Origin of the sequence: Leeuwenhoekiella aestuarii (assembly GCF_004104055.1) — a bacterium.
In the GTDB taxonomy this organism is placed as follows: domain Bacteria; phylum Bacteroidota; class Bacteroidia; order Flavobacteriales; family Flavobacteriaceae; genus Leeuwenhoekiella; species Leeuwenhoekiella aestuarii.
This window is the reverse complement of sequence record NZ_QOVJ01000019.1, coordinates 1-12235: the sequence shown is the minus strand read 5'-3', so window position 1 is coordinate 12235 and position 12235 is coordinate 1. Positions and strand designations below refer to the sequence as shown.

The window sequence follows — 12235 nt, the reverse complement described above, 5'->3', positions numbered from 1 at the left end:
CCGTAGGTTGTGGAAAAACCAGCTTAATGAAACTCTTAAGACACCTGGTGCCGCATCTACGCCCTTATGAAGTTATTCCTTGTAGAAACATCACTTTTGCTTTTAACCACCTCGGGTATAAAGTCATTCAGGAACACGGGGATGGGCACTTCTATTGTTTTGATGATCTGGGTACCGAAGCCCTTGGAAGACATTACGGTAAAGATTGTAATGTGATGGGAGAACTCATTTGCAACCGCTATGAGTTGTTTTTAAAATCCAGAATCAAAACGCACATTACCACCAACCTCAATGCTAGTGAACTCGAAGATAGGTATGGCTTGCGCGTACGAAGTAGAATGCGCGAGTTGTTTAATCTGGTAGGATTTGAGAAAACGGCTATTGACAAACGCAAATAAAACCTTATAAATGATTAAATATCAAACAAATAAATTTTTTTAAATTCTTTAATTTCTATATTTATATCGGATAAAATATATAGGTTATGAATAGTTTTTCTGATAAAGAATATCAAAACTTAAGAACAGATACAGCAGAAGTACGAGCTTGTATTACTAGGTATATTGGGTATATAATTACTACTACAGGCTTTTCAGGAGCCTTAAAATTTTTCTTTATTAAAGAAAAACAGAATCTTACTTCAGATTTAATTTTAATAGTGCTATCACTATTAATTATAACCTTATTATTTGAAATTATTTGGTACAAATTCAAATCTCATAATCGTTTTGTTGGTTATATGCAGTTACTAATGCATGAGATAGATGCAATTCCTATTAAAATTAAAAATAAAATAATTTTAGACGATAACGATATCAAGGAAAAAAAATACATCACAGAATATCAAAAATATCTTGATCAAAAAAATAATAAAGGAATTCAAGATTTTTATGCTTGGGAATTTATAGTTTCTAGATTACAAAGCGGATTTTATACCAATAAGAAGGATGATAAATTTGAAGAGAGTATAGTTGAGGCAGTAAGTAAAAGTAAATTTGTTTTTACGATCTCAAGGCAATATCAACCATTCATTAAGATAGAGGACAAAGATTCTATGTTTTTTAAACATATAATATTTAAACTCTATCCCCAAAAAAAGAAGCCTAAGAACTTTTTAAAACTCATATTGTTATGTATTCTGTTTTTATACTCCTATAAAAAAAAAGTTATACCTGATGATCATAATTTAGAAAAATGTTATTACGTTAACGGATGGCAATATCCAAAGAAAATAACACAAATTGCCTTCACGGTTATTGTATCAATTTTTTTATACTCAATATATTTTGTACACCAAAATTTTAGCTTCATAGCCATTGATAAAATTTTAAAGTTTCAATTTAATGATACTCAACCACTTCCATTATACATTATACTTTCTTCTGTGTCATTTGTTATCTTTTGGATTTACAGGTATGTAAGGAATCTGAAAGAGCTTATTTATGGTAATTTATCTATAGACTATAATTGCTGGATGTTTTTTATTTATAGAACTCAAATGCTCTATAATAGAGGGATCATTCCTGTTTATTTTTCGAGAGCTTTCATTAGATATTTTAAATCTAATCTTTATTTACGAATATTAAACAAGAATAAAGGTAGTCTTAAAGAGCTTTTACCTATAGAAGTTTCTAATCGATTGAAAGACTATGAAAATAAACTTTCAAATAATCAAGAATTTGATGATGATTTAAAAAGTATACATGAGGTTATTAAAAAAACCTTTAAAGAGGATATCAAGAAATTACAAAAAAACCCGAGCGACTTGAACCTATCCAAAAAGACATTAAGAAAAATTGTCTTGGAAGTTTTTCATTAAATATTGTAAAGAAAGCTGTTTACTGCTAATAATTAAACTTAGAATAGCTCATAATTTGACTAAGTATATAGGATTAAAGTAACATATTAAGTAATGTAATGGTCTTTTTATAAAACTTGAAGAAAGTATAGTACTCAACCTAGAACTTAATTCGAAACAATACTACAAGTTGTGCATTGAGCAATTATAGTATTTTAAACTTAAGTCGATTATGATAGTGATCGATGAATCCCAACTCCACTAAAACTGCCGGACACGTATGCTTTAACTCCCTCAAGACCTGAAAGTTTGCAAATCTCACCCCTCTACTCTTTTGACCGGTCAAAACAACAAGCCGTTTTTCTAACAGATGCCCCAACCAAATGGACTGTTGTCTATACGGACTTTCGTGGTTATAGACATAGACTTCAATACCACTTGCTGTTTTACTCGGAGAATCATTATAGTGCAATGAAATAAATAAATCGGCTTGAAGGGCTGTGGCCAGTTTAGTGCGGTCCTTAAGACTGATCAAGGTATCGGTATATCGGGTCAGGAAATATTCAGCAGGTTTCCCATCAAACTCATTATGGTCGGCTTGGAGTTGCTTCGCGATCGCTAAGACCAGATCCTTTTCCTGAATCCCGGTTTCACTTACCGCTCCAGAATCTATTCCTCCATGTCCCGGATCGATCACAATTCGGAAAGGACGCTCAACGAGTTGCCCCAAAAGCCCACAACTTTTAAGCAGCAGAAAAAAGAAAATGACGTTTTGGAGCTTCATTTTAAACTTTGGTTTTTGAGTTATCAACAGGTACACCGGAGATTTTCATAAAATTTAATTGACTTTGAATGCATTTAAAATCAAATGAATACAAAATTTATTTTATTCACAAAATACTGATATACAGTAATTTAAAAGAATAAATATATACTTTTCAAATAGTTAAATCAAGCACTCATTAAAAACAAAGTCTTATGAAAAAATCAAGCTACCTTTTTGCCATTTTATCGCTGATCTCCGCTTCACTTTTCGCTCAGATCGGAGGAATTGAAGATTCCGTAAATGATGTTTCCGATACCATTAGAGCCGTATTCCCTATCATTCTAGGGGTTATATTTCTAGTGGGTTTCCTCTTTAATGCCGGGCATTTCTTTGGGGAGAATTCTGATCTAAAGAAAGGAATCACGCGCGTATTGGTTTTTGTATTGATCGCCGGAGGAGTGGTAGGCATCTTTTCCTACCTGATCGGTATCGTAGTCTAAGCGAATCAACAGCAACTCACAATGAAAAGCTACGAAGTCTATAAAAACATCAGAAAACGGGCCGTCCTTTTCGGACTCCCGCTTTCGATGTTCGCCCTTATGATGTGCAGTATCATTTGTTCACTAATGGTCATCATCTTTTCCTTTAGTCTTCTTGTTCTTATAGGTGTTCCTGTTTTCAATGTCGCACTGTATTTCAGCTTGCTGAATTTAAACCGATTTCAAACGCTCAGGCTATTTGGATCTCGATTTCCGAAACATTTAAGCAATAAAAAAACCGCTATAAACTTCTACGATGACTTATAAAAATCAGTTGATAAAACCCATAGCAGCGCTAGATAGCAACATACTTTTTAGCAGCAATGGAGACGTTGTATGGTGTTACGAAGGCCATTTACCGGAGATCTATTCGTTATCGGAAAAAGATTATGAAGCGCTTCACGCCTGTTGGTTTCAAGCGGTTAAAACTTTACCGGTAGGTACCATCATTCACAAGCAAGACTGCTATCTGAAAAAAAAGTATTGCGCTGAAGAATTGCCCAATACCAGCTTTTTAGAACAAGCAACCCGGAGCCATTTTAAGGGGCGCAAGTATCTCACGCACCGTTGCTATGTATTCTTCATATTCACTAAAAACAAATCCTTAACTCGTGCACATTACATCAATCCTTTTAAAAATAGCAACAAGGCCATCCCCAAGCAGCTGGATGATGCTCTTCTCCATTTTAAAGCAGCTGTTGAAGATGCTGTTGCCTTTATCAACACAAGTCGTAAAATGGCTGTTGAACCGCTTGATGCAGCGGCTATTGAGACGCTGACCCGTTCTTATTTTAACGGTTATAATACCGACGTGGATACCGATATCGTGTTAGATAACAACCAAGTGATCATCGGGGATCACTATTTTGATGCGCTTGCCGTAACTAATGAAACGTGCTTTGGAGAGGCTGTACAAACCAGCACGATCAATGAGAAATTTTCAACGGACTCGTATGTATTTCATAAGGGATTTATAGATGGTTTAGGGCTCGCTTTAGATGAGAACCACATCGTAAATCAGATACTGATTCTGGATGATAAGCATAAATGGCGTAAGCTTTTAGATAAGAAAGTAGAGGAACTCAACAAAAGCTCCAACTTCGGTACGCAAAACAAAGTGGTCTTAGGGAAGATTCAGGATATTCTGGAGCAGATCAATACCGATGAAACATCGCGGGTAATTCGTGGACAGCTCAATGTCATTTTTTGGGCTCCTACCCCAAAAGCTTTGAACAGTATCAAAGCCAAAATCAAAACGGAATTTAAGGAATTGGATATCCTTCCCTACTATCCAAAAGGCGATGCATTATACCATTATATCCTCAACAGTTATTGTGGGTTTGTTTCCCATTTTTCCGATCACGATCTTTTTGTTACCGACTTAAAGCATGCTTTATGTTTACTCATCCATGTCACCAATTATCAAAGTGATGGGGAAGGCATTATTTTTAATGACCGCTTGCACAACATACCGGTTATAAAGGATGTTTGGGATAAACGAAAAAGGCGTATTAAAGCACGTAATTTCGCCATTTTTGCACCTACGGGAGAAGGCAAATCCTTCTTAGCCAATAATATTCTCAGACAGTATTTTGAGAACGGCGTACGCCTGGTCATCATTGACCTGGGAGGTTCTTATACCAAATTTGCCAAACTCTATCCAAACGATCATATTGTGCTGCGATACGAATCTGGTGCCAATTTAGGAATCAATCCATTCTATATCGCCTCAAAAGCTGACCTTACCGCTGAGCGCCTTGAAGATCTGTGCGCGTTCCTTTTTGAGTTGTATGCGTCCGGAACCCCGGCCACCAAAGAACAATCGGTAGCACTTAAAAAGATCCTGGTGTATTATTACAACGCAATCACAGCTGCATATTCCTTATCCGGCTTTTATGAGTTTATTAAAATCAAAGGTCTCCAACTACTAGATACACTAAACATTCAGCCAAACTATTTTGATCTTCAAGGCTTTCTTCACGTAATGTCTGAATATGTAGGCGATGGTTTGTACAGTTACCTTTTTGAAGTTGCTGAAGACCAAACCTACAAAATTGAAGACAAGCGCCTGATCATTTTTGAACTGGACGAAGTCAAAGACAACAAGGAAATCCTTTCGGTGATGCTCAAGTTGATCAAGACCGCTGTACAACGCAGCATTTGGCAGAATAAAGCAGAACGCGGTATCATCTTATTCGATGAATTTGCCAAGCAATTGAAATTTGACAATGTATTGGAGAGCGTTGAATTCTATTATCAAGCCATCCGGAAGCAGAATGGTGCTATCGGGATCATCTTACAATCCATCAATCAATTGCCTGCTAATGCAACTTCTGCCAGTATCTTAGAAAACACTCAGGTGGTTTACAGTCTGAATAACGAAAAAGGCTATGAGGAACTGATCAAGCGCCTGAACCTCTCGAATCATGACCGCAATCAATTACATTCCATCAAAAACAACCTTACCGGGGCTCGTAAGTACACGGAGATTTTCATCAAGATAGGAAGATCCAGCAACATTTTTAGACTGGAAGTACCACGGGAAGTGTTTGCTGCCTACCTCACCGATGGCCAAGAGAACGAAGCAATTATGCAAATCTACAACCGCACGCAAAATATGGAACGAGCCATTGAGGAATTCATCAATCAAAAACACGAATTATGAAAACAAAACTTAAAATGTATGCATTTAGCCTGGCCGTTACCGGTTGTCTTTTAATGCCCGCAGGCTCTGCCTGCCAGGGGATGCCGGTTTATGACAACACCAATTTTGTAAGCCTGGTCAAATCCCTGGTAGAATCTGCAAAACAAACTACACAGCTGTTGAAAACAGTAGAATTTTTAAAACAGCAGAAAGAGAATTTAGAGCAAGTAAATGCAGTGGTACGTCAACTCAAAGCGGTTCGCGAAATCGGACGTAACAATGCGCGCCTGGTCAACGTAATGCAAACCGAATTACGCAGCATTCTAAATTCTCCCTACATCAAACCGGAAGAAGTCACCCGGGTTACCGAATCGTTTAACACTATCGTTGATAACTCGCTAGAGACTATGGATTTTATCGATGCGATTCTCTCGAGTAATTACTTAAAAATGTCAGACGGGCAGCGCGCACAAATCCTCAAAGAAAAGGAAGAAGAATCCAAGGCTATGGTATCGGAGATCGCTATTAAAACCAAACGCTATACGGATATCATTTCCTTTCGAAAAATGCAGGATAAGATCAATAACCGAGAAACCAATTACTAAAAAGATGACAGCGCTCGTTTTACTAGGCATCGGACTTGAGTATGTAGATACTATTTTTGAGACCATTCAGAATAGCCAATTCTCTCAGTACACCATTACCGGGATGAAGACCCTTGCTGTACTTTTCTTTTTGATCAACATCTTAAAGAAATACAATGAAGGTATTGCTGATAAAGAAGGGTATACCTGGGGATTGAGTCCGCAGGAATTGGCCAAAAACTTCGCCGCTGTACTTTTGGTTCTATTCTCCACCCAGATTCTTGGATTTTTTGATGGAATATTACTTTCGGTCGAATCCCAATACCGGGATACTGCCCCTGCTCTTTTGCCTTTGCAGATGCAAGATATTCCCATTGAGGAAGAAGTGGGAATGCTGGAAGCTACCAAAGCGGCCATGTCGCTACTCTATGAAGCCTTAGTCACTCCATTATTTGGCTTTAAGATCTTTGCCTTTATCGGAAGTATTCTACTATGGATATTGGATCTTTTTATCTATCCCCTATTCCTTGCAGAGCGCTTTTTCTTATTAGGTATTATGCAAGCCTTCTTTCCCTTAATACTCAGTCTCTCTGTTTTTGAAAAATTCAGATCCTTAGCCTATGGTTTTTTCAAGCTCTACGCAGCGGTGTATATGTTAGTTCCCGCATTCTTTTTGGTGAATGTCTTCATCAATGCCATTTACACTGAGATCAATGAGAATTTCTGGGTGAATCTCTTTGGCTCCGATTACGCTGAAGGCTTTTTTGCTCCGGTGGTACAACTTGGATCGGTAAGTTTTATTGTCTTCCTAAAGTTCAAACTCTACCGTCGTGCAACCTCTTTTACCCTACGTCTGTTCACGCACTAATTATAAATCTTATGAAAACACCATATGCTTCTATTTATTCCGTCTTAAAAATCAATCGAATCATCGTATTGAGTGTCGTGATCGGTGCAACCCTTTGCATCCTCTTTGCTGCCTGGATGGTTTTTGCTACCTATCAAAAATCCCTTGCTACTGCTTTTGCCATTACGACCACAGGAGAAGTCATTCCCTTGAAATTAATATCTCAAAAAGAAAGTCTGGAGGTGGAGTCCCTAGCGCACTTAGACTTGTTTCACCGGTGTTTCTATAATATCGATGCCAGTAACTACCGAAAAAATCTGGAGAAAGCCTTGTGGCTGGGCAACAGTTCTGTAGATCAAGTGTATCAGCAAAAACGAGCGGATGGGGTTTATAATCGTCTCATTCAATATTCGCTGGTCCAACGCATTCGCACTATTGACACTCAGGTTGATTTAGACGCTGATCCTATCGCCTTTACAACCACCGTTAATTTTGAGATCAATAGAGGAAGTATTACCGACTCCTATCAACTCATTACCACAGGGAATCTGATCAAAGTAGAACGTCATTTCCCTAATAATCCACACGGGCTTCTGATTACGAATTATTTTGAAAAGAGCCTTCAAAAGGTAGCAGTTAGTAGTGAATAATTTTTAAATAAGAACCGTATGAAAATCGAAAAAAACAAACTTGTATTCGCCGGTGTATTGGCGGTGATCGTCATTTTTCTGGTATGTTATGCCTTGACGCTTACCGATTCTGATGAAGCCTCTCAACAGCTGATTCAAACTGAGGTTCCTTCGTTAGAAGTGGAACAAAAAGAGTACGATTCAAAACTAGATGCTCTGGACGACTTGAAAGAGGTCAAGCAGCAAACTGCCCCTAGTATCTACGATGAGTATATGCTGGATTCTCTGGGCTTCTTTGATCCGAATCACCCCGAGCAAGAAAAACAACGTATTGTAGACAGTATCTATCGTGCCAATCAAACTACCTATCAAGCGCGGGATTATAAAGAATTTGGTCAGGCTGTCTCCAAAGATACCAGCAACCGACAAGAGGTCCCTGTTATAAATCAACAAGAGATGAAAGTTACCAGTCAGGAACTCGGTTTAGCGCACCAGCTCTTTTTTGCAGCAGCGCGTTCTACCAGCCTGAAAACAACTCCGATTTTAGCTGCTAGTGACACAGCGCTTCACGCTGTGGTAGATGGTGATCAGGTCGTCAAAGCCAATTCTCGAATTCGCTTACGACTGAGCAGCAAATCCACGATCAACGGAGTTGTTTTTCCCAAAAACACGTTAGTATTTGGAAGCGTTAGCTTTCAGCCCAATCGCGCCCTCATAAATATTGAAAACGTAAACCATAAGCCCATAGCTCTAGAGGCCTATGATTTGCAAGATGGTCTAGCAGGTATTTATGTCGAAAATAACTTTCGAGCGCAGGCCAGTCGGGAAGTATTTGATGATGTACTTCAGGATATCAATATCCCCAGTCTTCCCCAAGTGGGTGGTATTTCCCAACTCTTGCGCCGCGATAACCGCCATGTAAAAGTTACCGTACTCAACAACTACAAATTGCTTTTAAAAGCCAACTAATCTAAATCCTATGAAAACGCATCGAATCCTTTTTATATTTAGCTTTATAGTGATTTCAGCTACTTCAATCCAAGCTCGAACCCGCCTACAATCCACCCCAATTAAACTCGACACTATCTATGCAAATGATCATAAAAATGTAGCCCTGTTTTTCCCGAGTCCAATCAGACAGGGTGTTGTGGGTTCTGAAAGCTTTGTCTTTAGTTTTAATCGAGATGTCCCACAATACTTTGGATTACTTCAAGCGCAACCTGGAAAAGAAAGCAATCTTCTTGTGATCACTACCGACGGTATGATCTATTCCTATATCATAAAATACAAAGCACAGATTAGCCGTGTCAATTACTTTGTTGAAAAGCAGCACAGTATCGGTCAAGAAGCTTCCAAACGGGACACGCTAAAATCGATTGATTTAAAACCTGCAGCGGCTATGACGTTATCCCATTATAAAGATCTTAGCATCAACTTACACATACGCAAACAGCATCTGGGCCATTTGTCTAAGCGTAGGTATGGAATAAAACTAACCACTGAAAATATCGTGTTTGATCAGGATGAGTTGTATTTAGTATTCGAGATTGAAAATAAATCCGGTCTGGATTATGATGTAAACTTTTTAGAGGTCGGTGTGGAATCACGGACCAAAGGCAAGCGAAAATCCTCACAGCGCATCTTAAAAAAGCCACTGTATAAACATCAGTTCCCTAGCAAGGTCAAAAAAGGAGAACGCGTCCGCTTGGTGTATGTGCTGCCTAAGTTTTCATTAAGCAACAACAGCCGGGTTATCCTAAAACTTCAGGAGAAAAATGGAGAGCGGGATCTTGAATTGAAAATTGCGCATCGGTTTATCAATAATCCGAATTGAAAAGTTAAATATGTAACTTAAATTCAATCAATATAAACTCAAACAAATCGGCTCAGATATTCTCTTCCTTAAGATGCTACCGAGACCTTTAACAAAAAAAGCCGATCAGTTTCTTCAACAGCTTTTACCACCAGAGCTTTAACAACGGGACCTTCAACTCCCACCATTGCAACTTTCCCCCTAGTACAAGGTCGTGAAATTCTATAAACTTCTGCTGCAGGCAGATAAGGATAAAGTGGCCTATCTGGAGAAGCTGTTCAACAAATAAAAAACCGCCACTTGGGCGGTTTATATTTTAGTTATAGTCAAGCTTTATTTTGTACATACTTAGTATCTGTTTGCCTTTAAAGTAAAGCAAATAAACATCTGAACTCCCGAACATCGTAAGTTTTTCGTAGTCTTTTTCATCATCTATCTCAAAGACTTCCACCATCACATATTCTTCTTTTGGTTCAGAGAAAAATATTTTTAAAGCACCTGTCTTGTTCATGTTTTTGACAAGCTCTTTAATTGGATATTGCTTTGGCTCATACTTGTTCCGTTCTTTTAACTTAATCAAAGAATCCAAAACGACAGACATTTTTTTACCCTGTTTCTCGGCTATTTTTTCTGTAAAATTCACAATATCAATATTGACCATCTCATTTGACACAACTATTTTGCTCTTGTAATTTTTAGCGATATTATCATATGCTGATACGATTTTATCATTATATCCACTTTTGATTTTGGCATTATCTTGTTTGCTTGAGCCACAAGAAACAAGCGACAAAAACATTATTAATATTATTTTCTCCATTTTAAAACTCAATAAATTTTTGCGATGCCGTTGTCGGTTTTTGATTCCCATTCAATCTTTTATAAGAACCTTGGTCCATCGGCAAATATGCTTTGCCACCACTAGAACTTCGTGCCATATAAGATGTTCTTTGACCATAGCTTTGCATAAATGATTGATTTGAGAGTTCTCCTCTTATTTTGTTCATTCTATCTACAACACCTCCGGTAGCACCAAACTTACTTTTATCATCTCCAACACCTAAACCTAATGCCGAATGATGCATTTCGTGCAGAAATATCATACCATAACCAAGAGTATTGCTATTGACATTGTTTGCTCCATTAATAAATTTATTTATTTGATTAGGCGATATATTTATCAGTAGGCCTCCTCTTAGTGCTGAAGATTTGTTATTTATTCTAGCAAATCCAGTCTCTTTATTATCAATTGCAGACACTAAATCGTTCCTTGCTATTTCACTTCCTCCATCAGCAGTTACATCGTCTCTTATAACACCATTTTCATCTTCATAGGCTACCTGTGTTAAAAGAGCATTTCCATTATCATCGGTTGCATAAGTCAACATACCTGTTTTGCTATCTGCTGTTAATTGCAATCCTGTTGTTTCTGATAGATTGTCAACAATTGTTTGTGTGTAATTTGTACCGTTCTTTTTATCGTATTGCTGAATAGAGCGTAAGTTAATACTGTCTCCCTTAATTTCTGTATAGCGCATTGGGCTATTAAGAGCAAATTGATAAGGAGTTACATTTTTATACTTTTCAGCAAACCTATCCATCTTATTAAATCTTCCAATTGCTGGGTCGTAGTCTCTCCATTGGAAGGCATAAGTGTTTTTTCCCAACTCTTTTTCCTCTTCCTGACCTTGGAAAGTCTTATAGTTGTATTCCGCACCACCTGCATTATTGTATCCTTTATGTTCAAGTCCAAAGGGATAGTAGTTTATCTCATCCTGGATCTTTAAGTTTGGGCTTAAGGCAGATCCTATGTTTTTATAGGACAACCTGACGTTCCCTAAGTGGTCTTTGTACTGGTAAACATATTTATACCTACTACCCGCTTTCTCAACGTAACCTTCGGGCTGGTTAAAGAACTCCAGCGTTGTGGTATTATTAACTTTTTTATAGATGTAATTACCAGCATATTGCGTGACTTCACCTGATACTGATTTTTCCAATTTTATTCCTGCCGCATCATAAATATATGAAATAGTACCGGTCCCATCACCTTTGTTTGCTGTTACATTTACAGCATCTGGTAAATTTAGGTGATTGTAACTTATACTGCTTATTCCTTTGTTCAGGTCCTTAACCATATTTCCATTGGCATCATAGGTAAACTCAGCACTGGTATCTACACCATCCCTAAAACCAAATGTACCGTTACCATCATCTCTTACCTTAGTCAATTTATTACTGGTTATTGCATAGGTATAAATCAGATTATCCATTAACCCAAAAGAGGTAGCAGCAGTATTTGTATGTCCGTCTCGAGAAAGGGCGGTGATGTTCCCATTCTTATCGTAACTTACATTATTTAAATCATATCTGTTTGCTATATTTCCTAAGGCTGTCTTTATCCTATTTAATGGATCATAGCTGTACTTATACCACTTTAATGAATTATCAGTATTAGCCGTTCGCCACTCGGACTCTGAGATGTTACCATTAAAAAGTTTTGTGGCATTATGTGTAACTGTATTGTAATTAAGCTTAAAAGCAAATAAATCATTACCCAGACTAGAAGGATTATTAATAGTCTTTAACCAACCTCGAATGTTATAAGTATAATC

11 protein-coding genes and 1 pseudogene are annotated in these 12235 nt (G+C 37.6%); 9 read left to right on the top strand and 3 right to left on the bottom strand.

Going from position 1 to position 12235, the window contains the following annotated elements; genetic code table 11:
- Together DSM03_RS18800 and DSM03_RS18795 are read left to right on the top strand one after the other, a co-directional pair.
- A pseudogene (locus DSM03_RS18800) lies at positions 1 to 398 on the top strand (ATPase); the annotation flags it as partial.
- 86 nt (positions 399 to 484) lie between these two features.
- Positions 485 to 1819, top strand: a complete 1335-nt coding sequence (locus DSM03_RS18795; RefSeq protein ID WP_128763487.1) for a hypothetical protein — start codon at positions 485 to 487, stop codon at positions 1817 to 1819.
- A 184-nt stretch (positions 1820 to 2003) separates the two neighbouring features.
- On the opposite strand, the gene DSM03_RS18790 is transcribed toward DSM03_RS18795, so the two are convergent.
- Positions 2004 to 2582, bottom strand: coding sequence for an N-acetylmuramoyl-L-alanine amidase family protein (locus tag DSM03_RS18790; RefSeq protein ID WP_128763486.1), 579 nt, complete (start codon positions 2580 to 2582; stop codon positions 2004 to 2006).
- A 194-nt stretch (positions 2583 to 2776) separates the two neighbouring features.
- On the opposite strand from DSM03_RS18790, the gene DSM03_RS18785 reads away from it, so the two are divergent.
- The 7 genes from DSM03_RS18785 (at position 2777) to DSM03_RS18750 (ending at position 9641) form a co-directional block, all read left to right on the top strand.
- Entirely contained in the window at positions 2777 to 3064 is a 288-nt protein-coding gene (locus DSM03_RS18785; RefSeq protein ID WP_128763485.1) for a hypothetical protein, read from the top strand.
- Between the two features lie 295 nt (positions 3065 to 3359).
- Positions 3360 to 5768, top strand: coding sequence for a TraG family conjugative transposon ATPase (locus DSM03_RS18775; RefSeq protein WP_128763483.1), 2409 nt, complete (start codon positions 3360 to 3362; stop codon positions 5766 to 5768).
- A complete protein-coding gene (locus DSM03_RS18770) occupies positions 5765 to 6352 on the top strand; it encodes a TrbJ/VirB5 family protein (protein ID WP_128763482.1) in 588 nt (195 codons plus the stop codon). Before DSM03_RS18775 ends, DSM03_RS18770 begins: the two co-directional genes overlap by 4 nt.
- Positions 6353 to 6356: 4 nt before the next feature.
- Positions 6357 to 7199, top strand: coding sequence for a hypothetical protein (locus tag DSM03_RS18765; RefSeq protein WP_128763481.1), 843 nt, complete (start codon positions 6357 to 6359; stop codon positions 7197 to 7199).
- Positions 7200 to 7210: 11 nt separating this feature from the next.
- Entirely contained in the window at positions 7211 to 7828 is a 618-nt protein-coding gene (locus tag DSM03_RS18760; protein WP_128763480.1) for a conjugal transfer protein TraK, read from the top strand.
- Between the two features lie 18 nt (positions 7829 to 7846).
- Positions 7847 to 8776, top strand: coding sequence for a conjugative transposon protein TraM (traM, locus tag DSM03_RS18755; RefSeq protein WP_128763479.1), 930 nt, complete (start codon positions 7847 to 7849; stop codon positions 8774 to 8776).
- Between the two features lie 10 nt (positions 8777 to 8786).
- Positions 8787 to 9641, top strand: a complete 855-nt coding sequence (locus DSM03_RS18750; RefSeq protein ID WP_128763478.1) for a DUF4138 domain-containing protein — start codon at positions 8787 to 8789, stop codon at positions 9639 to 9641.
- Between the two features lie 295 nt (positions 9642 to 9936).
- Here the strand turns inward: DSM03_RS18750 and DSM03_RS18745 are convergent, their stop codons facing one another.
- Together DSM03_RS18745 and DSM03_RS18740 are read right to left on the bottom strand one after the other, a co-directional pair.
- Entirely contained in the window at positions 9937 to 10440 is a 504-nt protein-coding gene (locus DSM03_RS18745; RefSeq protein ID WP_128763477.1) for a hypothetical protein, read from the bottom strand.
- Position 10441: 1 nt separating this feature from the next.
- Positions 10442 to 12235 (bottom strand): RHS repeat domain-containing protein (locus DSM03_RS18740; RefSeq protein ID WP_276527988.1); only part of this gene is annotated, 1794 nt, incomplete at its 5' end.